At 41.5% G+C, this 24973-nt stretch carries 20 protein-coding genes; 19 read left to right on the top strand and 1 reads right to left on the bottom strand.

Annotated elements, in window-relative coordinates:
• The 13 genes from QYC40_RS04115 (at window position 1) to QYC40_RS04175 (ending at window position 17950) form a co-directional block, all read left to right on the top strand.
• On the top strand, window positions 1-1677 hold the full coding sequence (locus QYC40_RS04115; RefSeq protein WP_301992547.1) for a DUF5018 domain-containing protein: 1677 nt from the start codon (window positions 1-3) through the stop codon (window positions 1675-1677).
• 65 nt (window positions 1678-1742) lie between these two features.
• The gene (locus tag QYC40_RS04120) at window positions 1743-3137 is read left to right on the top strand and encodes an alpha amylase family protein (RefSeq protein WP_301992548.1); all 1395 of its coding nucleotides are present in this window, start codon (window positions 1743-1745) and stop codon (window positions 3135-3137) included.
• Window positions 3138-3146: 9 nt separating this feature from the next.
• Window positions 3147-4460, top strand: a complete 1314-nt coding sequence (locus QYC40_RS04125; protein WP_301992549.1) for an alpha amylase family protein — start codon at window positions 3147-3149, stop codon at window positions 4458-4460.
• Between the two features lie 9 nt (window positions 4461-4469).
• Window positions 4470-5648 carry a copper amine oxidase gene (locus QYC40_RS04130; RefSeq protein ID WP_301992550.1) on the top strand — a complete coding sequence of 393 codons (1179 nt, stop codon included), beginning with the start codon at window positions 4470-4472 and terminating at the stop codon, window positions 5646-5648.
• A gap of 75 nt (window positions 5649-5723) precedes the next feature.
• Window positions 5724-7139, top strand: coding sequence for a DUF5009 domain-containing protein (locus tag QYC40_RS04135; RefSeq protein ID WP_301992551.1), 1416 nt, complete (start codon window positions 5724-5726; stop codon window positions 7137-7139).
• 31 nt (window positions 7140-7170) lie between these two features.
• On the top strand, window positions 7171-7848 hold the full coding sequence (locus tag QYC40_RS04140; RefSeq protein ID WP_301992553.1) for a GDSL-type esterase/lipase family protein: 678 nt from the start codon (window positions 7171-7173) through the stop codon (window positions 7846-7848).
• A 1-nt stretch (window position 7849) separates the two neighbouring features.
• A complete protein-coding gene (locus QYC40_RS04145) occupies window positions 7850-8533 on the top strand; it encodes a GDSL-type esterase/lipase family protein (protein WP_301992555.1) in 684 nt (227 codons plus the stop codon).
• On the top strand, window positions 8533-9468 hold the full coding sequence (locus QYC40_RS04150) for a DUF4434 domain-containing protein (RefSeq protein ID WP_301992557.1): 936 nt from the start codon (window positions 8533-8535) through the stop codon (window positions 9466-9468). The genes QYC40_RS04145 and QYC40_RS04150 overlap by 1 nt, the downstream gene beginning before the upstream one ends.
• A 9-nt stretch (window positions 9469-9477) precedes the next feature.
• On the top strand, window positions 9478-10653 hold the full coding sequence (locus QYC40_RS04155) for an AGE family epimerase/isomerase (protein WP_301992558.1): 1176 nt from the start codon (window positions 9478-9480) through the stop codon (window positions 10651-10653).
• A gap of 189 nt (window positions 10654-10842) precedes the next feature.
• A complete protein-coding gene (locus tag QYC40_RS04160) occupies window positions 10843-11766 on the top strand; it encodes a bestrophin family protein (protein ID WP_301992559.1) in 924 nt (307 codons plus the stop codon).
• Window positions 11767-12292: 526 nt separating this feature from the next.
• Entirely contained in the window at window positions 12293-13195 is a 903-nt protein-coding gene (locus tag QYC40_RS04165) for a dihydrodipicolinate synthase family protein (RefSeq protein WP_301992560.1), read from the top strand.
• Window positions 13196-13248: 53 nt separating this feature from the next.
• A complete protein-coding gene (locus QYC40_RS04170; RefSeq protein WP_301992561.1) occupies window positions 13249-16428 on the top strand; it encodes a TonB-dependent receptor in 3180 nt (1059 codons plus the stop codon).
• A 10-nt stretch (window positions 16429-16438) separates the two neighbouring features.
• Window positions 16439-17950 carry a RagB/SusD family nutrient uptake outer membrane protein gene (locus tag QYC40_RS04175; protein ID WP_301992562.1) on the top strand — a complete coding sequence of 504 codons (1512 nt, stop codon included), beginning with the start codon at window positions 16439-16441 and terminating at the stop codon, window positions 17948-17950.
• A gap of 301 nt (window positions 17951-18251) precedes the next feature.
• Here QYC40_RS04175 and QYC40_RS04180 read toward each other — a convergent pair whose 3' ends face one another.
• Complete coding sequence (locus QYC40_RS04180) at window positions 18252-18941, bottom strand: FadR/GntR family transcriptional regulator (RefSeq protein ID WP_301992563.1); 690 nt, start codon at window positions 18939-18941, stop codon at window positions 18252-18254.
• A 188-nt stretch (window positions 18942-19129) separates the two neighbouring features.
• Here QYC40_RS04180 and QYC40_RS04185 point away from each other — a divergent pair, with 188 nt between their 5' ends.
• The 6 genes from QYC40_RS04185 to QYC40_RS04210 are packed head-to-tail and all read left to right on the top strand — an operon-like array spanning window position 19130 to window position 24972.
• Window positions 19130-20257, top strand: a complete 1128-nt coding sequence (locus QYC40_RS04185; RefSeq protein WP_301992564.1) for a sialidase family protein — start codon at window positions 19130-19132, stop codon at window positions 20255-20257.
• Window positions 20258-20295: 38 nt separating this feature from the next.
• The gene (locus QYC40_RS04190) at window positions 20296-21198 is read left to right on the top strand and encodes a succinylglutamate desuccinylase/aspartoacylase family protein (protein ID WP_301992565.1); all 903 of its coding nucleotides are present in this window, start codon (window positions 20296-20298) and stop codon (window positions 21196-21198) included.
• A gap of 2 nt (window positions 21199-21200) precedes the next feature.
• A complete protein-coding gene (locus QYC40_RS04195; RefSeq protein WP_301992566.1) occupies window positions 21201-22010 on the top strand; it encodes an SDR family NAD(P)-dependent oxidoreductase in 810 nt (269 codons plus the stop codon).
• Window positions 22007-23113, top strand: a complete 1107-nt coding sequence (locus QYC40_RS04200; protein ID WP_301992569.1) for a pyridoxal-phosphate dependent enzyme — start codon at window positions 22007-22009, stop codon at window positions 23111-23113. Before QYC40_RS04195 ends, QYC40_RS04200 begins: the two co-directional genes overlap by 4 nt.
• A 3-nt stretch (window positions 23114-23116) precedes the next feature.
• The gene (locus QYC40_RS04205) at window positions 23117-23494 is read left to right on the top strand and encodes a RidA family protein (RefSeq protein WP_301992571.1); all 378 of its coding nucleotides are present in this window, start codon (window positions 23117-23119) and stop codon (window positions 23492-23494) included.
• Window positions 23495-23499: 5 nt separating this feature from the next.
• The gene (locus QYC40_RS04210; protein ID WP_301992572.1) at window positions 23500-24972 is read left to right on the top strand and encodes a M81 family metallopeptidase; all 1473 of its coding nucleotides are present in this window, start codon (window positions 23500-23502) and stop codon (window positions 24970-24972) included.
• Window position 24973: the final 1 nt, after the last annotated feature.

Consider the following 24973-nt stretch of genomic DNA (forward strand, 5'->3'; position numbering starts at 1 on the left):
ATGAAAAAGATTATAAAATATACACTGGCAGGCCTTTTACTAGCACTGACATTCGGTTCTTGTCAAAAGCCAGATTATGTGGAGCCCAACAATAAGTCAGAAATCGCTGATTTTTATGCAACCTTAGAGGGTTCCGGGCGCGAAAGATTATTCAATAGTCGTATTAGCAATGATACAGTCTACGTCAATATAGACTATTATTATCCAATTAATTCGGACAATGAGGTGGACTTGTCGAAGGTGCTTTTGAAGGCTTCCATACCGGTAGATTCGCGTATTGAACCCTCACTAGAAGGTATTTCGGATTTAACAAAACCTATTAATATTTCAGTTATTGCGGGAGATGGGTCTTCGAAACAATATGTAATTGTTGCGAACAAAAAAGGGAATACGGATATCGTGAGAGCGAGCATTAATTTTGAAGATCAAACAGGTGTTCCTCAAGAAGTCGATGCAATCATTGTTGGGAATGTAGTGAACTTCTCCATAGTTCCAGGTACGCAGATGATAAATCCGAAGCTGACTTATTCCTTAAATAAACATGCACAGGGTTCCATTACCAATGGGTCTACTATCAGTCTGGCTAACACTTTGCCATTCACGGTGACTTCTGCTGGCGATGCCAAGCGTACTTACAGCCTAAAAGCTGTGGATGCGGTGAAGCTTCCTAAAGGAATTCGTGCAAACAGTGCTAAGATTATGTTTGCAAAGAAATTAAACGCTGATTTAGGGATTACAGTAAACAACATGACCAATAGCTTAGCGGTTGTTGGTAAACATTTGGTGTTGAACATTAGAGGTGAAAATTCCGTTTACATCAATGCCTTTACAGGCGAGCGGTTGGGAACGATCGATCTAGGCGATAAAAAGGGAAGTCTAAAGAACTTCAATAATACGTCTGACGATGCCGGTAATTTGTTCCTGAACAATTTGGTTCCTAATGACGGCAATGTATTCAAGCTGTACAGAGCAACATCAGTTAATGCTCCATTGCAGCCATATATTCAATGGGATGCTGCTGGTAAGAAGTTAGGAAGAAGAGTTTCCATTATTGGAGATGTGACGAAGAATGCGTTGATTACGGCTCCTTTCCACGGCGAAGGCGACAAAACCTTTGCTCGTTGGCAAGTAAAGAATGGCGCGCTGGTTTCTAACACGCCTACCATCGTTACGATAAGTGATTACCAATGGTCTAACAATAACATTGACATCATTTATACAAATCCATTGGATCCAACAAACGAGTACTATGGCGTAGGTTATTCCGACAATAGACTTGCTCGTTTCAACGGAGTGACTAACTCAGTTGCTGCAACTTTGGAAAGACTGGAGCCTAATTTTATCGCGAATTCTGTAGACTTCGTCAATTTCAACAATGGAAAATATGTTGCTTACAACCATGTCAACAGTTTTGATTGGGGATCGGCAGATCAGGTTTTCTTGATTGATACAGAGGGAGGGTTCTCAGGAAACCCATCGTTGGCAACAACACCTGGCTTGGTTTGGGCGGCGCCGAAAGGTACTTACGGTCGTAGCGGTACAAACCAACCATCCAATGCAAATGGTACAGGCGATGTTATTATGGCTGTATCGGATAATGGATTCTATCTATACTTATACTTTATGTTCACCAACGGTTATGTAGTGGGCGTTCAGTATGACTGTGTGGATTTATAAGAAAACGGATTATTTATCTTTTAGCAGCAATGAACACATTGCTGCTAATTAAAAGGAATTGAAGTATGAAATGGAAATCAATGTTCGCAGCCTTAGCAATTCTTGCTTTTGGTTCATGTTCCAAGGATTCTGGCGGAGGAGCTCCGATAGAAAAACCAGATCCTGAGACCCCAGCACCCAATGAAACCGGCAAGCAGGTCTTAGTTTGGGTCGATGCTAGATCGAACGTGTTTGGCACTTATGGGAAGTTCAATAGTAAAGAAGAAATCGTTAAAATCCTTGACATTTTAAAAGACTGCGGGGTGACAGGTTTAGTAATTGACGTTAAGCCGAGTTCGGGCTATACAATGTACAATAGTGCCTACGCCAAAGAGTTCACGAGTTTAGATGGGAAATCGAAGCCAACGGATTATGTTGAGTTTTTAATCAAAGAAGCTAAAAAGCGTGAAATGAAGGCTTACCTATCTATTGTGACCTTTGTAGAGGGAGATGGAAGCAGAAAGATTGGCCATGCGTTTGACAATGCAGATTATAAAGAGAAATATGAGTCTATCGTCGTAAAAAATACGCAAGGGCAGCTGGGTAGAATTTCGGAAACAGGGAAGAATATTTTTGTCAACCCTGCGCAACCCGATGTTCAAAACAGGGTGCTGAATATGATTAAGGAGATCGCAGGTAAATTCGATCTTGACGGTCTAATGCTCGATTACGCACGTTATACGGATATCAATGCTGACTTCTCAGAGTATAGCAAACAACAGTTTATTGCCTTCATGAAGGAAAAATATAACGATACGCAAGCCGAAAAGATGAACTTTCCAACAGATATCGTGAGCTCTTGGAAGGAACAGTCTGGACAATTATTGCCCAACACAACAGGTAAGTACTATAAGCAATGGTTGGTTTACAGAACCGGAGTAATTCAGGACTTTGTTAAGAAAGCTCGACAAGCTGTTAAATCAGTGAAGCCAGAAGCAAAGTTCGGTGCATACGTAGGGGCTTGGTATACGACTTATTACCAGGTTGGCGTGAATTGGGCAAGCAAGGATTATGATCCTTTCCAAGATTTTGAGTTACGCTTCGACTGGGCATATCCAGGTTACGGTGCGACGGGCTATTTTGAAGAGCTGGACATGTTGATGACTGGAAACTACTTTACACAGATTCGTTTAGCAGATAATCCGGCAACTGCAAGCTTGAAATATCATTGGTGGAGTATTGAAGGATCGCTAAATGGGATAGACTATATCACTAAGAAAAAAGCGCCGATATACGGAAGTATAGATGTTGGCAATGTGAATTACGCGAATAAGCAAGAAATCAGTAAGGCTATTAAATATATTCTTTCGAGAACATCCGGAGGAGTGATGCTTTTCGATGTTGTTCATATGTATGCACCAGAATATAATATGCTAAAGCAAGAATTATTTGATGCCGTTAAAGAAGGCGTAAAGAATTAAGAAGAAAACATGAGATTAGTAAGTATAGCTTTTATTTTATCCATATTATTTAGTTCCTGTGGAATCAAAAAGCAACAGGCGAGCAAGGAGAAGCCGTTTATCGATCGGAATATCCTGTGGTTTGATGCTACGGCAAACTTTGATCGATTCTGTCATAAGGACTCCATTGTTTATTATTTAAAGAAATCCAAAGAAGTTGGTGTAACGGATATTGTTGTCGATGTTAAGCCTATTACTGGCGAAGTTCTATATCCAAGTAAGATAGCCCCTGTAATGACTTCATGGGGCGAATCAAAGATTAAGAAAGATCTCTCCTGGGATATGTTGAGCTATTTTATTGAGCAAGGCCATCAATTAGGATTAAAGATTCATGCATCGACAAATGTCTTTGTTGCGGGGCATAATTACTTCGATAGAGGAGTAGTTTATGAGGATGCAAGTAAATCACATTGGCGCACGACATCCTATTTGCCGACAGGTTTTAAACTGATTACCGATCAGAAGAATAAATACTCCGCAATGATTAATCCTGTGTTGGAGGAAGTTCGTCAGTACGAACTTTCGATTCTAAAGGAATTGGTTGCTATGTATCCAAAGTTAGATGGGATTATTCTTGATCGCGTGAGATTTGATAATCTGAATGCTGATTTCTCCGATGCAAGTAGAAACGCTTTTGAGGATTATTTAGGTAAGCCATTGGCGAAATTTCCTGCTGATATCTATGAATATCATGGTGAAAAGCGCGTTGATGGTGCTTATTTCAAGGAATGGCTTACATGGAGAGCTAAGATAATTCATGACTTTATTTACGAAGCTCGCGAAGAGTTGAAGAACATCAACCCTAATATTGTATTTGGTGACTATACTGGCTCCTGGTATCCGCTTTATTATGATGTAGGTGTCAATTTCGCAAGCAAGAAATATGACCCCTCTAAAGAATTTGCATGGGCATCGCCTGAATATAAGAACTATGCCTACGCAGATGCACTTGATCTGTTTACTACCGGGAACTACTATTTTGAAGTTGATAAGGCTGAGATCAAAAAGAAAACAGATGAAAAGCAATTAGAGTCGGGACTGACAGTGGCGCAGGAAGATTGGTATACCGTTGAAGGATCTGCTGAACTGGTTAACCGTGTCACTATGGGGGATACCCCAGTTTATGCTGGACTCTATGTTGAACAGTACAAAGGTCATCCGGAGCAATTTGTCAAAGCGCTGAAAATGTGTAGAGCGAAGTCTGAAGGTTCTATGATTTTTGATATCGTCCATGTAATCAATTATGGATGGTGGGACTATTTAAAAGAAGGATTAAAAAAATAAAACATTCATATGCTAAGAAAATTTATCGCATTACTTGCTATTCCGTTCTTGTTCCAGCAGGCAACTGTTGCACAAGAAAACTTATCCGAAATTTCCAAAACGCTAAGAGCTGCTAAGGAAGGGGAGACTGTTATCCTTAAGAATTTCTTAAAACCAGATTTTAAGAAGATAGCATTCAAGCAAACTGTTACTCCAGGTCCGCAGTTTCTCATTTCTGATGATCCAGAATATATCCGTATTCCGGAAGCTATTGCTATGCAAGAGCAGGTTGCGCCAGGGGCAGTTAGACTATATGTCTACAACGTCAATGGCGTAAAAGAGCCGAGGCAAATTCCAAGAAAGATTAACGCAGTGATTAAGAACTTGGGTAAAGAAGATATGCATTTAAGGATGCTGAAGTTTTCTTCTCAGGAGCCAAGCACTAACTATTTCAAAATCGGAAAGCAAGGTTTGGAAGACTACTTCAAATCAGAAGAGGTGAATATGGTGAAAGTGATCAAACCGGGTCAAGTCGTTCCTATTGATGATCAAATGGAGAAGCGAATTGCAAAATATGATGAATTGGTACATGGTATCTATGAATTTGTTGTAGATCAACCTGCGCTAATTTCTGTAGTTCAAACTTCACCGGATCGCAATACAGCGGAAGCATTTTCAAAGATCGATACGATCATTCCGTTCAGCCATGTGAATGCAGGTCGCGGGATATTCCCCGTATCAAATTATAAGATTTTAAGTGCTGATACCTTAGATACCAAACAAGGCGTTCAACAACTAATTATCGCCGATGGAGAAGATGATCCGTGGATTACCGGAACGATTGGAGCGGACAAGCAACCAGCAAAGAATGCAGGAAATTACGGTGTATTGTATGACACGAACATCAAGTGGAAAAGCACAGATGGCAAAGGACTAGCCCTAATAACCTGGAATAGTCGTTCTGCCGATAACCAATGGTGCGGTGGTATGGGACTAACAATGGAGGTATTTGATGCGCAGGGCAAAAAGTCTGTTAATCAATATCCGTCAAATCAATTAGTGACGAGAGCAGCACCAGAAGCTATTTTGATTAAAATCTATAAGCCAGATCCAAAAAAAGAGATACAGGAGATCAACTTTACATATTCTCCTCCAGGAGCATCTTGCTTACCAACACCAATAATTCTAGTGCCAATAGATTTAAAATAACATACAGGTATATCAACTAAATCGGTACTGTTGCTGCGTCGCAGCAGCAGTACTTCATAGGAATTACGAGTTAATATGGTGAATACGTCCCATAAAAAGTATAGAAATCTCAGTATAGATCTGTTAAGAGGCTTGGCAATTGTCGGGATGGTCTTAGCTGCGGTTATCCCATGGACAGCGGAGTTTCCAGGATGGATGTATCACGCTCAGGTTGGTCCACCGGACTTTAAATTTAACCCTAATCGGCCAGGCATTACTTGGGTAGATTTGGTATTTCCTTTTTTTCTATTTTCAATGGGAGCCGCATTTCCATTTGCCTTAAAGAAGTCTTTAGAGGCAGGGCAATACGCATCTATTACAAAGATTGTACTTCGGAGGGGATTGCTACTATTGGTCTTTGCGATCGCATTAGCCTACCTAACGCCAGATAATTTAACGGGAAACAGCATTGTAAACTATCTATCCGCCTTAGCCGCTTTTGCTGCCTTTTTCTTGGTATTCATGCGCTTTGAAGGAACTGCCGTTAAAAAATACGGATTGCAAGCACTGGGTATAATAATTCTTGTCGCCTTAACATATTATCATAGTGAGATACTTGGCAATACTTTTCAAAAGGAAAAGAGCAATATCATCATACTTGTTCTAGCGAACATGGCGGTGTTTGGGACATTGCTATGGATGCTTTCGGCAAATAATATCTATTTAAGAATTGCCATATTGCTATGTTTTATGGGCGTTTGGTTTACAAAAGATATTGCTGGGAGCTGGACATCTGCGATCTGGAACTTTCATCCCAAATTACATTGGTTCTACAACTTTGCATACTTAAAATATCTGTGCATCGTATTGCCGGGCTCTATTTTAGGCGATCTAATCTGGAAGAATAAGGCTGTTTTTCAAACGGAGTTTTCGGCGTATGAACGGAGATCAACATTTGTATTAGCAATACTTGCGTTCCTATTCGTGGTATTTCACGTGCTATGCTTATACAAACGTTGGATTGCTCTAGACCTACTAGGACATCTGGTATTCGCAGTTCTTTTCTATCTATTCTTGAAGGATAAAAAAGATGAGAAAATCGTTTTCTACAAACAGCTAGTTCTCTGTGGTTTTATGTTTTCGACCGTAGGGCTGTTCTTCGAGCCGCTCGATGGCGGTATCAAAAAGGACCCATCCTCATTTAGCTATTGGTTTATCACAAGTGGATTAGCATTCTTATTTTACTTAACCTGTGATTATCTAGTTACTTTCTGTAAAGACAATATGCTTGTAAATTCCCTGGTTAGATGCGGTCAAAACCCCATGATAGCATATAGTGTTTCAGCATTCTTTATCACGCCAGTTTTGGGACTCTTGCACATCCTTCCTTGGTTAGATCAGCTGGCAGGTAGCAGTCCATATTTGGGTCTTATTAAAACTACAGTTTTTATAACACTGATGATCGCAATTACTGCTTACTGTACAAAGAAACTATGGTTTTGGCGTTCATAAATAAATAATATACACATTAACGAAATAAGAAATGAAGTTAAGATATCTCAGTTTACTCCTGCTAGGTTTGTTTAGTAAAAACTTAAGTGCCCAGGTAGCCATCGACAGCAATTATGTGTTCTCTGGTTATACTGAACGCTTAGCCTTGTTTAACAAAATGCCGATAAAGAAAGGTGCGGTAATCTTTCTGGGGGATAGCTTGACCGAAGCAGGTCGTTGGGAAGATATTGCGCCAGAATTGCCAATCTTAAACCGTGGGATAAGTGGTGACATCTCTTTCGGGGTTGTCGCTCGATTGGATGAGATTATTCGTCATAAGCCTAAGAAGCTATTTGTCATGATTGGTGTCAATGATCTGAAAAGAAATGTGCCGGTTGCTAATATTTTGGAAAATTACACGAAGATCATAAAGAAAGTTCAGGCAGAATCTCCTAAAACGAACATCTATTTGAGCAGTCTTTTGCCTATAAATGATGCGAAACTGATAGAAGCATTCAAACAGGTTAAGAATGACGATATTCTGAAGATCAATGCAGAGTTGAAGCAAATTGCCACGAAAAACAGGAATGTGACTTTCGTAGACTTGTATCCCGTAATTGCGGATGAAAAAGGACAGCTCAAAGCAGCTATGACTCCGGATGGAATACACCTCGAAGTTGCAGCTTATATTCCTTATATCAACTATCTAAAATCTAAAAAACATCTATAATATGAGAGCTAGTTTTTTATTGCTGACGATCCTGTTATGTTTCAATAAGGGATTTGCGCAGGAGAAAAGAGATTTGAGTCGTGATAGCTCATATAACAACTGGTATTATGAGTCTCGCGAGAAACTATATCAAGGTCTGAAAAACACTAAAACGGATATTGTTTTCTTTGGCAATAGCATCACAGAGCGCGGCCCCTGGCAAGAGCTTATTGCGGGAAAAAAGAGAATTGGAAACCGTGGAATTGGTGGGGATAATACCTTCGGGATGAAAGCACGTATTGCCGATGTTGTTAAGACTAAGCCGAGCAAGATATTTTTGATGATGGGAATAAACGATATTGGTCGTGGATTGCCCACAGAATGGTCCCTTAAGAATTATGAAGAGGTCATTTTGTCAATCAAAAAGCACAGCCCTAAAACAAAGATCTACGTGCAGAGTACTTTGCCATTGAATGAAGAATTATTAAAATATGATTATCTAAAAGGCAAAGCTCAGTTGATCAGAAACTTAAATGCAGGAATTCAAAGGCTTGCAACAACCTATCAGTTAACTTATGTTGAATTGGGTGATGTGCTTGGAGCGAATGATATGCTAAACAAAAACTATACTTCAGATGGAATACATATCAATACGGATGGTTATATCCGTTGGGTGGACTATCTGAAAGCTAAGAAATATTTATAATGAGAATTACAGGAACTTTTATCGACGAAATTAGCCATGATATTCCCCATCAAAATTGGGGAAGAGCGGAATGGGATCAGGATTTTGCCCATATGAAATCCATTGGTATTGATACGGTGATTATGATTCGCAGTGGCTATCGTCGTTTCATCACTTACCCGTCTCCATGGTTGCAGAAGGAGTATGGCTGCTATGCGCCTAGTGAAGATCTCGTAGAGATGTTTCTTCAATTAGCAGAAAAGCATGGCTTAAAATTCTATTTCGGACTTTACGACAGCGGTCTATACTGGGATTCTGGAAATATGCAGCATGAAATCGACGCTAACCGATATGTCATTGATGAGGTATGGTCAAAATATGGACATTATTCGAGTTTTGGCGGTTGGTATCTGAGTATGGAAATCAGCAGGAAAACGAAAGGGGCAGCGACCGCGTTCCGCGTATTAGGTGAACAATGTAAGGGGGTGAGTAATAATCTACCAACTTTGATTTCCCCTTGGATCGACGGAAAAAAAGCTGTTATGGCCTCTTCGGCATCTCTTTCAAAGGCTGATGTTGTTTCGCTGCAAGAACATGAACGCGAATGGGATGAAATATTTCATGAAATCCATCATGCAGTAGATGCCGTAGCTTTTCAAGATGGTCACATCGACTATCATGAGCTTGAAGACTTTTTCACCGTAAATAAGAAACTTGCAGATCGCTACGGAATGCAATGCTGGACGAATGCTGAATCGTTCGATAGAGACATGCCGATAAAATTCCTGCCGATAAAATTTGAAAAACTAAGACTAAAGTTAGAAGCCGCGCGTAAAGCTGGATACGATAAAGCAATTACGTTCGAGTTCTCGCATTTTATGAGCCCACAGTCTGCGTACTTACAGGCTGGACATTTATTTAACCGCTATAAAGAATATTTAGAAAAATTGAAATAAGCAAAAGATATGATGGATTTTGTGAATAAATATAAACAGGAATTGCTGCAGAATGTCCTCCCGTTTTGGACGAAGAACTCGAACGATAAGGAATACGGGGGTTTTTTCACCTGTTTAGACCGTGAGGGGGGAGTGTTTGATACGGATAAATTTATGTGGTTGCAGGGTCGCCAAATCTGGACGATGGCAACCATGTACAACGAAGTTGAAGCTAAGGCAGAATGGAAGGAGATGGCGCTTCAGGGAGCAGAATTTATCCTAAAGAATGGTCGCGATGAAAATGGCGACTGGTATTTTGCTTTAGACCGCTACGGGAAACCTTTAGTTCAACCTTATAATATATTCTCTGATTGTTTCGCAACAATGGGTTTGGCTGCGCTTTACAAAATCGAGAAAAATGATCAATACGCTGACGTTGCTGTCAGTACGTTTAACCGCATTCTCGAACGTAGAGATAATCCAAAAGGAAAATACAATAAACAGTATCCAAACTCGCGCTCATTAAAAGGATTTTCATTGCCGATGATTCTAAGCAATCTAGCGCTTGAGTTGGAACATATCATTGACAAGCAAACCGTTGATCAGCTAATTGACGAGGTGATGCATGAAGTCATGGACGTTTTCTACCAGAAGGATACCGGATTGATTATGGAGAGCGTGAATCTTGACGGTTCTTTTTCCGATACGTTCGAAGGAAGGTTAGTCAATCCAGGTCACATCATTGAAGCCATGTGGTTTATGATGGATCTTGCTATCCGAAGAGAAGATGCTGATTTAATGAACCGTTGTATTGATATCGCTATTCGAGCGTTGAACTATGGCTGGGACCAACAATACGGCGGTATCTTGTATTTCAAAGATATTTTAGATAAGCCTTTGCTACAGCTGGAATGGGACCAAAAGCTATGGTGGGTGCATTTAGAAGCGCTCGTATGTATGGCGAAAGGATATGCCTATACCGGCAGAAAAGATTGTAAGGAATGGTTCGAAAAGCTAGACGAATATTCTTTTAGCAGATTTAGCGACCCAACCTATGGAGAGTGGTATGGCTATTTAAATAGACAAGGCGAACCTTTGTTGACATTAAAAGGCGGGAAATGGAAAGGCTGTTTCCATGTGCCTAGAGCATTGTATAAGATATACAGCACACTGGAGCAAACAGAAAATGCCTTGTTCGTGCGATAATTTTCACTCACATAAGTTTAATTAGTTTTCAATGAAATCCCCGAGCTACCATCGGGGATTTTTTTTTCTGAAAGTGTCTGTTTTCAAATGCCCTCAAAACCTGCTCTTATCGTATCCCTAACTGTATTTTCCATCAAAAAGATGGTATATTTGGTTTTATCAAATCACATTACCGAGGAGAGGAGAGTTATGATCATACGTAAAAAGGAAAATTGGTTCAGAATGTTGTTTATTTGGGAAGGTTCTGTTCTTCCGCATGTATTGCCTCGTCTTCTTTTACTGTTTTGTCTGTCGGTGGCCATTGTCTATTTTCATGGAACATTATTAAGCTATAAAGTACCGCTAGACGCAACACCATTTACTTTATTTGGGTTTGTATTAGCCTTATTCCTCGGCTTCCGTAATAATGCAAGTTATGAGCGATTTTGGGAGGGTAGAAAACTTTGGGGCTCCTTATTAAATGTTTCCAGAGCACTGACGCGTCAGGTTGCGACATTAACCAACGGTAAGATCAGCCAAAATGAATTACTAACCTTCGTTCGTATAAACTCTGCCTTTAATTACGCACTCAAACACCAGCTACGTGGTACCGATGCCAGCAGCGATCTTGAATCCCGATTATCTCCGGAGCTGTTCGCAATTGCGAAAGCGTCAAAGTATAAGCCAGCAGTAATCATGCAGTTTATGGGGGAATGTATACAAGATCTAAAGCGAAGAGAGATAATCGACAGTATTCAGCAAGCTCGAATAGACCAAAATCTCGATAAGCTCTCCGATATTCTAGGCGGCTGTGAAAGAATCGCTTCAACGCCAATTCCGTTCAGTTATTCCGTGTTGCTTCACCGTACCGTTTATATTTATTGCTTCTTACTTCCTTTTGGATTGGTCGACAGCTTAAGCTGGTTTACCCCCTTTATTGTTTCATTTATCGCTTATACATTCGTTGCCTTTGAAGCCATTGCCGATGAAATCGAAGAGCCTTTTGGAAATGAAGCCAACGACCTTGCCCTAAGTACAATGAGCAAAATGATTGAAGAAACCTGTTTGGAAATGTCAGGAAAGCCTGTCGATAGAAACAATTCTCTTGATGTGCGTGTAAATGTGATACATTAGGAGGAGAAGCTTCCAGCAAGTTCTCTATCACATAGATTATTGTTGATAATTTACCATTCTTCTTCTTTTATTTTTCCAACTATATGGAAGCTTAGCTGCTTTTCGGAAGCTTCTCTAAAGATTTTTACCTTGCTTGGTATTCACGCATGCCATGTTTTGTCGATATTAACAATCAGATCGTTGAACTAACGATGATCATCGCCGTTACATAGTTTTAACGATTCTATCGAAGAGGAGGAAGTGATACGGTGCCTAGCCCTGGAAACCGCTGCCCTCCGGAAAAGAAACAAAGAGCGAAATAATTCGTCCTACAAGAAACTTTGAAAACCTCATCAGGCAAGTTTAATCCTGTTCCGAGTTTGCGTTATTGATTGCTTATACGCTTGCCGACTTGTCTTCACTACAACCGGAATACTCACCGAATTATTTTCTATTTCATTTTTTTATTTGAAAAGCTTCTTTATATTTACATATGTAATACATATTAACGTATTGCGATAGCCAATAAAATTAAAAATACTTATAAATGAATAATCAAACGCAATTTAGTGGCTTATGGCCAGCACTATTTACGCCTGTAGGTGCCAACGAACGACCTAATTTCGACCAGTTGGAAAAGTTATGTGATACATTAGTAAGAGAAAATGTAGATGGACTTTATGTCTTAGGTTCCACGGGTCAAGGCATTTTGTTTAGTGACGAGGACAGAAAACAAGTGCTAGAAACGGTAATTGCAACTGTAAATGCTCGAATTCCGGTCATGGTACAGGTCGGAACCTTGGCAACTAGAGATGCATGTAAATTGGCAGAGCATGCTGCTACTGTCGGCGCGTCGGCGGTGTCATCGGTAGGCCCAATCTATTTCGGCGGTGGAGCGAAGATGGCCATACAGCATTATTCGGAGATTGCCAAAGCAGGTCAACTGCCATTCTTTCCATACCAGCTAGGAAACAATTCTATCCCTGGAAACTTCGAGGATTTCATCGCTGCAGTATTAGAAATACCATTTATTGAAGGGATGAAGCTGACGACTGGAAATATGTTGGAAATCAGTCGAATCCATAACATCGCTGGAGATAAGCTCAAACTTTTCAGCGGTGCCGATGAATTGATCTGTCAAGCTGCGCTTTCAGGAACGGTAGGCGCGATCGGCACATTTTACAACTTGTGGGGTGCCGAGTGCAAACACGTATTGAACAGTTTTAAATCAGGCGATTTTGAGCTGGCAAGACGATTTATGCTGGAATTCCAACGTATAATCGAATATGTTCTTCCAAATATCTGGACCTTCCTGAGAGTGGCTATGAAACAGAAATATCAGATTGATATCGGTGATACCGTCGCTCCATTAGCAAAAGGGCAAGCGGATTGGAACGAAGCAGAAGTCGCCAAAATCCTAGATCAACTGGCACATACGTTAAAAGAATAACCTTGATAACCTAAAGAAATAACCAATAAGAAATAAACTCAAAAAAATGAATTATGAAAATCAATGAGAAGTTTTACAAATCAACACTCACATTTTTCCTCTTCATTCTCGCAAATTTCGCGTTTGCTCAATCTCCTATTAAGGGGCGAGTGACCGATGAAAGTGGCGCTCCATTGTCAGGCGTCACAGTAACTGAGAAAGGGACGACGAATGCAACGGCAACGGACGACGGCGGAGCATACACGTTAACCGTACGTTCAAACGCTGCGATTTTAGTTTTCAACTATATTGGAAAGCAGCTGAAAGAGTTGCCCGTTGCTGGTCAGACGACGATCAATGCGACACTAGTTGCTGATGATAATAAAGTGGACGAAGTCGTGGTGATTGGCTATGGAACACAATCTAGGGAAACATTAACCACCTCGGTTTCTAAACTAGACAAAAAGGTATTGGAGAATGTTCCTTTTGCTAACGTTGCTAGTGCCTTGCAAGGGACCTTACCAGGAGTGCGCGTTCAAAGCACTTCGGGTCAACCGGGAGCTGCACCAAGAGTAATCGTTAGAGGGGGAACATCCATTAACAATCCCAATGGTGCAACGCCTCTATATATTGTGGATGGAATCCTGCGTTCCGATATCAACAACATTAACTCCAATGATATCGAATCATTACAGGTATTGAAAGATGCTGCATCTACCGCCATTTACGGGGCTCGCGGTGCTAATGGCGTCGTCCTGATTACAACAAAATCCGGCAAGGAAGGTCGTGTTCAGGTGGATTACGGCTATGACCGTGGATTCTCTAATCTACAGGAGAAATTTGCCTTGTTGGGCGGCCGTGACTACATCTATTTTCAACGTTTGGGAATTGCGGCTAGAGCAAATCAAGACCCAAGTCAACTAACAAAATTAGGCTTGGCAACGAGCGGTGGTGCGGGTAACGACTTGACAAAGAACACAGCGTTCACAACTCAATACTTGTCCGAGGCAAATAAGCATAAGTTGAACGAAGGATGGGAGAGTATGCCAGATCCGATCGATCCCTCAAGAACGATCATTTTTAAAAGCACGGACTATCAAGACGTGTTATTTAACACTGGTCATACCAACAATCATAACTTGAGCTTTGCAGGGGGCAGTGAGAAAGCAAGATTCAACCTGGGCATGGGATATCTGGATAATGGTGGGATTGCACTGGATACCGATTACAAAAGACTTTCTGTAAATCTCAATGGAGAAGTACAGGCCGCGGAAAATGTAACGGTATTTGGTCGATTGCTGTATTCTAATATGCGGAACAAAGCGGTATTTGGGACAGAGAATAATATGTTCGGACGTTCTTTAGCATTAACGCCGGTAGCGAAGTATACTTTCGAGGATGGAACATTAGCGCCGGGTATCGGTAGCTCAATCGGGAATCCAGAGTATTACTTAGAACGGATTGATTCTAAAAACAGCAATGATAATCTAACGATCTCTGTTGGTGCCAAGTGGGACATCCTTCCTGGACTTAATTTCGCTCCTCAGTTTTCGCTATATCAGGTGACTACCGATAACCGCTTCTTTCAACAATCCTATTACAATGGGGTGAGTACTTTTGTAGACTCGCGCGACGCGAGTGCAGGGTTCACAAAATTGCAGCAACATCAAGCAGACGGGGTATTCTCATACAATAAAAGCTTCCTCGATAAGCATGAGATTGAAGCTAAACTTGGATTCTCATTCTATCAAACAACAAACTCGAGCATTGCCGCTGCAGGAAGGAAAGCAGCGACCGATCTTATTCCTACACTAAATGGAGCGGCAGAAGCCGTTTCGGTCGGAGGAACAGAAACGCAAATGCGTATAATTGGTTATTTCACAAGAATAAATTACAATTATTTACAAAAATATTTACTCTCTTTCAATCTTCGCTATGACGGAGCGTCGAACCTAGGGAATAAGAAATGGGGCTTTTTCCCAGGGATTTCCGCAGGTTGGAATGTGCATAATGAGCCATTCTGGGCGGATATTAAAAACACCATGTCGCAATTTAAGTTAAGAGCAAGTTATGGTGTCAATGGCAACATCGGTGCCTTAGGTCCATATGATGCGCAAGGGCAATACAGTGTAGGACAGCGCTACGCTGGTTCGGCTGCTATTATGAATAATACGCTTGCTAATCCGGAATTGACCTGGGAAGAATCCAAAACCTTGAATTTCGGTGCTGATATGGGATTCCTGAACGGGCGATTGAACTTAATGGTCGATGTGTACCGAAGAGTTACCGATAATTTGTTAACAAGTATGTCTCTTCCGCATTCAACCGGATTTGCAAGCATTCTTACCAATTTGGGAAGTTTAGAAAATAAAGGCGTCGAGCTAGAGCTTACCGCTAGAGTCCTCCCAGACAATTCTCCACTACGTTGGGACATTTCTCTAAATTCTGCAAAGGTCAAAAACAAAATCCTAAGTCTACCGTCAAATGGTGTGGAATTTAACCGTATCGGTGGAGACTATGTTTATGTGCCGTCAAAAGGTGACTACGCGTGGGTAGGAGGATTGCAAGAAGGGGGTAAACCGGGAGACCTCTATGCCTACCATCAACTTGGCATCTATGCAACCGATGAGGAAGCAGCAAAAGGACCTAAAGATTTAATCGTGCCGCTTTCCGATAAGACGAAATTTGGAGGTGATGTAAATTGGGAAGATATTGACGGTAATGGCGAAATCGATTCTAGAGACAGAGTGTTCGTCGGAAATATCTATCCAACTTGGACCGGTGGTTTCACCAACTCTTTCGCTTACAAAAATGTAGGCCTGTCGGTACGCATGGATTACACAACCGGCCATACGATCTACAACTACACCCTGGCAACAAGCATCGGTCAGTTTCAAGGAGAAAATGGACTTTCAACCTTAATGCTTGATTCATGGCAAAAACAAGGTGATGTAACGGATATTCCGCGCGCATACTGGGCAGACCAACAAGCAAGAAGTAATATCTTCAGAGGAAACTCTTATTACTATGAAAAAGGTGATTATCTATCCATTAGAGAGGTAACCTTGAGTTACACCTTGCCCGAGTCGATCATTGCTCCACTAAAAATAAGTCAATTAAGATTTAATGTTACCGGCTCTAACCTCCATTACTTTACCAAGTACAGAGGATTGAATCCGGAAGAGGGGGGGACAGATAACGGACGTTATCCAATTCCGAGAACAATTGTTATTGGTGCTAATTTGACATTTTAAAATGAAGACCATGAAAATGAAAGTAAAAAATCTATTAACATATAGTGCCGTGCTATTGATTTCAATGGCATCTTGTACCAAAGACTTAGAGCTGGATCCCATAAGCCAAATTTCCAACCAATCGTTTTGGAAATCTGAGGGAGATGTGACCGGCGCATTAAATGGCATGTACGTCAGACTTCGCACGCAGGCAATAGGAAACCTTTTTGCTTGGGGCGAAATGAGGTCCGAAACGATGGATCGAAGTCTGGCCGGTTCAGCAGGACTGCAAGTATTCTATTACAATGAATTAGATCGTGCCAATGTTGGATTAGCGGCAGGAAACGGAATGGTAAATTCCACTTGGCAGGGCATGTACACCGTTATTCACGACGCCAATCTATTGTTAAAATATGCACCGGATATTACGTATTCATCAGATGCTGTTAAGAACCAAATTCTGGCTGAAGCCCATGCAATGCGCGCATATGCCTACTTTGTATTGACCAAAACCTGGGGAGCCTTGCCTATCGTGACGGACCCTACGGAAGGATATAAGCCAGACGTCATTATGAAAGAGCGCTCCTCCAAAGAGGATGTGATGAAGCTTATAAAGTCGGATATTGAAACATCATTGAGTTTGTTTCCGACCGCTAATTTCAAAACGGGCAGAAATATGTGGTCTAAACCTGCTGTCCATGCATTAAAAGCTGACGTTAGCCTTTGGACTGGAAAAACAATGGGAGGCGGGGCTTCAGATTTTCAGGTAGCCTTAACTTCAATCGCCGAAATCGAGAAGGCAGACGTGGCTCTCTTACCGAACTACGCCTCTATATTTGATTATGATAATAAAGGGAATAAGGAAATCCTGATGGCTGTTCGATTCCAGGACCTTGAAGCTGGAGATAATATGTTCGCCAACCTTTATATGTCAGGCGCCTATATGACTTCTGCGGCTGATCAGGCAACCAAAGATAAATTGGGCGTGCTTGGAGGTTTGCCAATTATGTCAATGAGCAAGCTTGCGAGAGATCAATTTTCTTTGGATGATCAACGTCGCGACGCGACATTTATTGAAGTCAGCATTCCTAAAGCGGGGGGCGGAACGGAAGTTTTCGCTTCGGTAATTTCGAAATTCAGTGGAACGGTAATCGGTGGAAATAGACGTTTTATCGATGATATCGTTTTATATAGATTTGGCGATGTGCTACTGATGAAAGCCGAAGCGCAGAATGCGCTTGGACAGGATCCAACAGAGGCCATAAATAAGGTTCGCAATAGAGCGTATGGCGCGAATTACGCAAAGCATATCTATGTACATACGAGTGCGGCCAATGCGGACGAAGCAATTTTGAAGGAACGATTGTTAGAACTTGCAGTTGAAGGGAAACGCTGGTGGGATTTAGTCAGATTCAACAAAGCGTTTGACCTTGTGCCATCCTTGCAAAATAAGAAAGGGAAAAATCATTTGTTATTGTTCCCAATTTCCGAAACAACATTAAGCTTGGAGCCAAAAATACAGCAAAACGAAGGGTATTTGTAAAATACACGAGGCTTGTAATGGAAGAGGGCTGTCCTTTGGACAGCCCCTTTTATTTCTGAACGCATCTATTTTTGAGGACCGCTAGACAAACTCAAGGCACTCCTCCTTTCTTTCTCCCGAACAGGTACAAGTCTTGCACAACTCAAAACCCTTTCAAACCCAATGTAAACCCAATACAAACCCAATGCAAACCCCAATCAAAAGCGCTCGGAAAGGGCTATGATATGGGTTTGATTAGAATAAGGAATGTGAATCTCTGCTTCGAGACTTCGTGAGGGGCAGCGCTATTGTTTGAGCGGTACTATTTTATCTGTTCGAAATACTGAATCAGGTGCTTATACATCGCTTGTCTAAACTCTTCAACAGTACCCGTTTTTAAGATCCGGATTAACACTTTATGTGAAACATAATCCTCGGTTTGTTCCTGGCTACGAATGTGCAGCGTGTTTTTCATGTAGTCAAATACCGGCATTAAAATGCGTTGGAAACGTTCAATTGTATGATTTCCAGATATTTTATATAAGGTGCTGTGGAACTCGATATCTAATTTTAATATTTCATTGATCGTCTTGGCGCCCGCTTCTTTTTCCACGATTTCTTCCAGTTTCTTGATGCTCTCATCCGTCTTTCGGACATAGAGAATGTCGACAATCCCCATTTCAATAACTAAGCGTAGTTCGAAAAAATCTTGCATCGTGTCCTGATTTAACAGACGCGGATTCATCACAACGTTCATGTTCTGCAAAACGTCTGGCTCGGTCATCACCATGCCTCTATTTTTTTTCGATTCAATGATTCCTAAGGTTTTGAAACGTGTCAAGGCTTCGCGCATCGCCGTCCGGCTTACGCCCATTGCTTCTGCTAATTCTATTTCTTTGGGAATTGAATCTCCAGGTAAGAAGTTTTCATTTCGAAAATAATCGTGCAAGTTCATTTCAATTCGATCTACTTGCGTCATGTTTTCAATTGGTTTTATTCCCTGTAATTTCATGTTTGACTGATATTAATTTATTGGGTTCAAATATAAGTAATACTTATTTTAATGCGGATGTTTTTTTATAGATATCAAGTTACAATATTTAAAGGAATTTTTTAACAAAAGACTTGCTATATAATAAAATATTACCTAGTTTAGATGTATATATGTAGTACATATTAACAATAACCAAATAGATCATTATGAAAAAACATTTCTTCGCCATTTGCTTGGCCGTATGCTCCTTGAGTTTTATCGATGCTCCCCATGCACAAGCGCAGCAGGTTCCTCATTTAAAGAACAATGTGGTGCTTAAGTTATCTCCAAGTTCATCAAATCCTCGCAATAGCGAAGGCTCGTTTGTAACCTTGAAAGATGGAAGCATTTTATTTATTTATTCTCATTACACTTCGGGAAGTGGAGGAGATCATGATCCCGCTCATTTAGCGAGTAGAATTTCTAAAGATGGCGGAAAAACATGGACATCTTCTGATCAGCGTGTATTGGATAATGAAGGCGGGATGAACGTCATGTCTGTTTCGTTATTGCGCTTAAAGAATGGCGAAATTGCGCTGTTCTACTTAAGAAAAAACTCAACCGACGATTGTATTCCTTACGTTCGCTTTTCAAAAGATGAGGCAAAGACTTGGTCAGAGCCAATTGCTTGTATTCAAGATAAAAAAGGATATTTCGTGTTAAATAACGATCGTGTTATCCAATTGAAGAATGGTCGTTTATTGATGGCTGTTGCTTGGCACAAGAATCTGAATTCTGAGATGTCTGGAAATGGCAATCTATTTAGTTACTACTCGGATGACAATGGTCGGACCTGGAAGTCAGGTTCGGAGGCCTTAGGACCAAAAGGAATTATTACGCAAGAACCGGGTGTTGTGGAATTAAAAAATGGCGATATCATGATGTTCATTCGTGCTACCGGGGGTAAACAACTGGTTTCCTATTCGAAAGATAAGGGGCAAACTTGGTCTGCTGCGGTTCCATATAATCTAAATTCACCATTATCGCCAGCCAGTATCGAAAGGATTCCGAGCACTGGAGATTTATTTGCTATCTGGAACAATAACGACGGCTCCAATCCGGCAACAAAAGGAGAACGCACGCCTTTGACCATTGCTATTTCTAAAGACGATGGTAAAACTTGGCAGAAGGTGAAGAACATTGAAATTGATCCGGATGGTTGGTATTGTTATATGGGTATACACTTCGATAAACAGAATGTGCTGCTTTCCTATTGTGCCGGCAGCCAGCAAGCGCGCTCACACTTGAATGTGACGGATATTGCGCTGCTTAGTTTAAAGGATATTTATAAATAATAGATCGAGATTTCCTTTAGCATATATTTTAAAAAGAGATGGCAGATACAGCAGGGATTTGGGAAATAAGATCTGCAGAAGCAGGACCGCGGGTTCTAGTTTTGGCAGGTGTACATGGAGATGAATACGAGCCAATGATTGCAGCTTCTCAGCTAAAAAGTCAAATTGGTTCTGATTTAAATAGAGGTAGTTTAACCATAATTCCGATCGTCAACAAGAGCGCCTTTTCCATTGGCGCTCGTTGTGGCGAGGATGGATTAGATCTGGCAAGGAATTGCCCAGGGGATCCGGAGAGTTCGATTACTCTTCAACATGCAGCAAGCGTAGCCGAGCATATTAAGAATGCTGATTATTTGATTGATATGCATACAGGCGGTCAACTGTTCGATCTGTATCCCTTAGCGGGCTATATGTTGCATGAGAATGAGACCGTGTTGGAAAAACAACGCCAAATGGCGAGAGCTTTTGGTCTCCCCTTAATCTGGGGGACTGATCCTTTGCCCGAGGGAAGAACACTTTCTATTGCTCGCGATCATCATATTCCAGCTATATATGTTGAATTCGGAGGACCTGGTCCTATTAGGAACGAAGTAGTCAGCGCCTATATCCAAGGCTGTCTGAATATTCTTTCCGACTTAAGGATGTTGGATCGAGAAACTACACACGACAGCGAAGCAAAATATTTTGTTGAAGATAACACAGTGGGAGCGGGCTATTTGCAAGGAAAAATGGCATCGCCATTAGATGGCATTTTTGAGGCTAGTGTGTCTGTTGGTGAGCATATAAAAAATGGTGATCGCTGGGGTATTGTTTATGATGCGGAGACTTTAACCGCTCAGGACATATTTGCTGATACGGATGGATTAGTATTGTTTGTCAGAGCCATCCCTAGGGTTAAGCAAGGCGATTCTCTAGGCGGGGTATTAAAGATTAATAATTAGTTATGGAAAAAAGGGTAGTCATCATAACAGGGGCAGCCGGAGGAATTGGGCGAGCTTTGGTGCAGCGTTTTTTAGAAGAGGGCTATGCTTTAGCGTTAGTCGATCGATCGAAAGACGAAATCCTTCAGTCTAACCCATGTCTGGAAAGCGACGCTGCTTCATACCTCATTTTGGACGGAGACTTATCCGACGATAATTTCTTAAGATTCATCGTAGCAACCGTCTTCGACAAATGGGGGAAGATAGACGTGCTGGTTAATAATGCGATATGGCGGAAGGCAGAAAGTCTTGCTGAAAGTAGCTTGGAAGACTGGAATAGAACAATGGCGGTTGGCATAACAGCGCCAGCATTTCTCTCCAAGTATGTTGCCGAAGCGCTTCTACCTAAAAGACTAGCCTGCTGTATTATCAACCTGTCCAGCGTAATGTCTTCGTTCGTTTCGGGTTATGCTTCCGCTTATACGGTGTGCAAGGGGGCGATCGAAAGCTTGACTTACGAACTAGCCACCTTGTATGGGCCACGCGGTTTTCGCGCCGTAGCGGTACGCCCAGGTGCCGTAGCGACAGCCTTGTCTTCAGACTACGAGGGGCCTCAAGGCGAAAATATCAGCGATACTATCCAACGCGAGGTAGAAAATAGAACTGCATTATCTAGATCAGCGCAGGCCTCTGAAATAGCGGAAGCTATTATTTGGTTAAGTTCCGATAAAGCAAGCTTCATCACAGGGACTTGTTTAACAATCGATGGCGGTTTAGAGCATAATTTCAATCCCTACCATATCAAAAAACTATTAAAGCCAAATCAGTTTTGAAGAGTATCTGGAAATACAAAGAATTAATACCGCAGGTAAATGAGGATTGCCATGTGAACTTGGGTGAAGGCAATACGCCTTTATTGAAGTCGAAGCGAATCGGTAAACTATTAGGATTAGAAAACCTGTATTTTAAACTAGAGAATCTAAATCCTAGTGGATCCTACAAAGACCGCTTTGCAGCAATGGCAATTGCCTATGCAAAGGAAAATGGAAAGAAAGCAATATTAGCAACTTCGAGTGGAAATACGGGTGCTGCGCTTGCCGCTTATAGTGCTGCCGCAGGACTGAAATGCATCATTTGCCTTGTCGATGGTGCGCCCTTTGGAAAAGTTCAACAAATGGGTGTTTATGGTGCAGAGCTGCTGATGATTGAGGATTTCGGTATAAACGATCAATGTACCGTCGATGTAATGGACACGTTAAATGAGCTCGCTTTGAAGCATGATAGCTCATTGGAAATAAGCGCTTATAAGTTTTCTCCGATCGGGATGGAAGGTGTACAGACGATTGCATTTGAGATCGCAGAGGAACTGCAGCAGGTAGATCGAGTTTTTGTACCGTCAGGTGGCGGCGGATTGTTTCTTTCTATTGTCCGTGGTTTTTCGAAATGGAAGGCGTCAAGGAATGCGCAAGTGAGTCCAACGCTCTTTTGTGTACAACCTCAAGGCAATGATACCATCGCCTCTGTGCTTAGCGGAGACAGAGCGACCCCGACAGCATTAGCAAATAGTGCTACGAAGATTAGTGGTTTGCAGGTGTCGTCATTGCTTGACGTCGCTGCCATTGTAGAAGCGGGCAAAACGTCTGAATTGCAAGGGACATTGGTCGAAGATGCGGATGTTTTTGAATGTCAACAGCTGTTAGCACAACTTGAGGGGATCTATTGCGAGCCGGCAGGAGCTGTCGCATTGGCTGGATTGAAAGAGGCACTACGAGCTGGAAAAGTTAAATCAGCGGATCATATTGTCTGTATCGTCACGGGAAATGGATTTAAAGATCAGCAGGCGCTCTCAAAAATATACACGGAAAACGACTGCCTATATGTCAATCAGTCGATGAATACAAAAGAAGAAATCATTAAAAAGATAGAAAAAGAATAAGTCATGGAAAAGGAATTTGTTTTTGGAGAGGGCGTACCACAGAGTCATTTGCCGTTTTCTCCGGGGGTTAAGTGCGGTCAGTTTTTGTTTATTTCTGGACAAGCGTCCGTTGATATGGAAGGGAAGATAGTAAATGACACTTTTGAAAATGAGTGTAGACGTTCATTTGATAATTTAAAACGTATTGTCGAAGCTGCAGGACTAACGATGGCAGACATCGTTCAGGTTCGTAACTATGTGGCGGATGAAAAGGACTTGTTGAAGTTCAACGAAATCTATAGAGAGTATTTTTCTGCCCCATTTCCTGCAAGAACAACGTTAATAGGTTGTTTAGGAACAATTTTAAAGTTTGAAGTAGATGCAACTGCTTTCATAAAATAGACTTTATGAAAAAGAGGATTGCAATCGTTGGTCTTTATCATGAGTCAAATACATTCAGCTCAATCCCTACTTTATGGGAAAACTTTGCAGATGGGCATATTTTCAGAAATACGGAGATCATTGAACGCTTTGAAAATGCTCATCATGAAATCGCAGGTTTTCTTCAAGAAATCAATAACGACGATGTTGAGCTTATCCCGCTGATAGTTGCGGATGCCATCCCATCTGGTAAAATCAATAAAGATGTGGTTTTAAAACTGACTGAAGAGTTATGTCAGGCCGTAGCATCAGCTTTGCCACTGGATGGAATATATTGTGTGGCTCATGGTGCAGCTACGGGCGAAGAGATTAGAGATGTTGATGGTTATTGGCTGTCAGAAATTCGAGCTCTTGTCGGCAATAATGTATCGATGATCGCAAGCCTGGATCCACATGCGAATGTAAGCCAGAAGATGGCGAGCGCAACGGATGCCATGATCGCATATAGCACGAATCCGCACCTGGATCAGAAGGAGACAGGAGGGAAGGTCGCTGGATTAATGAAGAAGATATTAGCTGAAGGTCTTGAGATCAAACAGGAACTGCTCATGTTTCCCGCTTCCTTAAGCTTAGAACAACAGGAAACTGCGGTGGAACCCTGCTTGTCCTTGTACAATAAGGTCGCTGGCTTAATGAACAATCTACCGGTTATTTCCCACAGTATTATTCTGGGTTTTCCGTATGCTGATGTGGAGGAAATGGGGACTTCATTAATCTTGATCACAGAACGTGATTTCGATACTAGTCAACTTCAGCAAGACATTGTGGAACTATTTGAGAGCTACTACGAGCAATTTGTTGGAAAGCGTGTATTGATTGAGGATGTGCTAGAAAATGATAAAAGTTTAGAGAAGCCTGTGTTGTTGCTGGATATGGGCGATAATGTGGGTGCTGGGGCACTTGGAAATAGCTCCTTTCTATTTCATGCTCTAGAAAAGAACAACTGCTCCTCTAGCATCATCGTAATCTATGATCCCATGAAAGTTGATCATCTTAAAACTTTCTCTGTTGGCAGTAAAACCGAACTCTCTCTTAATGACGATACTGGGGGAAACCCTCTAAAGCGATATGTTGTAGAAATATTGGAAATAAGAGATGGTGAGTTTAGCGAAAGCACGCCTCGGCATGGAGGACAGACTTCCTATGATATGGGGAAAGTTGTGCTCGCCAGAACTGAATTGGGAAACTACATTGTATTTACTAGCAAGCGAGTTCCTCCATTTAGCAGCCAGCAACTTCAGCTTTTCGATATCGACTTATCACAATTAAACTGGATCGTCGCTAAAGGAGTAAATGCTCCGATCGCTGCCTATCAAAATATCTGCCCCAATTATTTCAAGATCCAAACGCCCGGCGAGAGTAATGCAGATGCAACGCAATACCATTATCAATATCGAAGGCGCCCGATGATACCATTCGAATCTTTAACAAGTAAATAAC

Source organism: Sphingobacterium sp. BN32 (assembly GCF_030503615.1).
In the GTDB taxonomy this organism is placed as follows: Bacteria; Bacteroidota; Bacteroidia; order Sphingobacteriales; family Sphingobacteriaceae; genus Sphingobacterium.

Excerpts from the sequence above, each read along its gene's own strand:
- QYC40_RS04175 (WP_301992562.1), top strand. The coding sequence starts at position 16,439 with ATGAAAATGAAAGTAAAAAATCTATTAACATATAGTGCCGTGCTATTG.
- QYC40_RS04190 (WP_301992565.1), top strand. The coding sequence starts at position 20,296 with ATGGCAGATACAGCAGGGATTTGGGAAATAAGATCTGCAGAAGCAGGA.
- QYC40_RS04160 (WP_301992559.1), top strand. The coding sequence starts at position 10,843 with ATGATCATACGTAAAAAGGAAAATTGGTTCAGAATGTTGTTTATTTGG.
- QYC40_RS04180 (WP_301992563.1), bottom strand. The coding sequence starts at position 18,941 with ATGAAATTACAGGGAATAAAACCAATTGAAAACATGACGCAAGTAGAT.
- QYC40_RS04125 (WP_301992549.1), top strand. The coding sequence starts at position 3,147 with ATGAGATTAGTAAGTATAGCTTTTATTTTATCCATATTATTTAGTTCC.
- QYC40_RS04115 (WP_301992547.1), top strand. The coding sequence starts at position 1 with ATGAAAAAGATTATAAAATATACACTGGCAGGCCTTTTACTAGCACTG.
- QYC40_RS04210 (WP_301992572.1), top strand. The coding sequence starts at position 23,500 with ATGAAAAAGAGGATTGCAATCGTTGGTCTTTATCATGAGTCAAATACA.
- QYC40_RS04165 (WP_301992560.1), top strand. The coding sequence starts at position 12,293 with ATGAATAATCAAACGCAATTTAGTGGCTTATGGCCAGCACTATTTACG.
- QYC40_RS04120 (WP_301992548.1), top strand. The coding sequence starts at position 1,743 with ATGAAATGGAAATCAATGTTCGCAGCCTTAGCAATTCTTGCTTTTGGT.
- QYC40_RS04205 (WP_301992571.1), top strand. The coding sequence starts at position 23,117 with ATGGAAAAGGAATTTGTTTTTGGAGAGGGCGTACCACAGAGTCATTTG.
- QYC40_RS04155 (WP_301992558.1), top strand. The coding sequence starts at position 9,478 with ATGATGGATTTTGTGAATAAATATAAACAGGAATTGCTGCAGAATGTC.
- QYC40_RS04140 (WP_301992553.1), top strand. The coding sequence starts at position 7,171 with ATGAAGTTAAGATATCTCAGTTTACTCCTGCTAGGTTTGTTTAGTAAA.
- QYC40_RS04130 (WP_301992550.1), top strand. The coding sequence starts at position 4,470 with ATGCTAAGAAAATTTATCGCATTACTTGCTATTCCGTTCTTGTTCCAG.
- QYC40_RS04145 (WP_301992555.1), top strand. The coding sequence starts at position 7,850 with ATGAGAGCTAGTTTTTTATTGCTGACGATCCTGTTATGTTTCAATAAG.
- QYC40_RS04170 (WP_301992561.1), top strand. The coding sequence starts at position 13,249 with ATGAAAATCAATGAGAAGTTTTACAAATCAACACTCACATTTTTCCTC.
- QYC40_RS04195 (WP_301992566.1), top strand. The coding sequence starts at position 21,201 with ATGGAAAAAAGGGTAGTCATCATAACAGGGGCAGCCGGAGGAATTGGG.
- QYC40_RS04150 (WP_301992557.1), top strand. The coding sequence starts at position 8,533 with ATGAGAATTACAGGAACTTTTATCGACGAAATTAGCCATGATATTCCC.
- QYC40_RS04185 (WP_301992564.1), top strand. The coding sequence starts at position 19,130 with ATGAAAAAACATTTCTTCGCCATTTGCTTGGCCGTATGCTCCTTGAGT.
- QYC40_RS04135 (WP_301992551.1), top strand. The coding sequence starts at position 5,724 with ATGGTGAATACGTCCCATAAAAAGTATAGAAATCTCAGTATAGATCTG.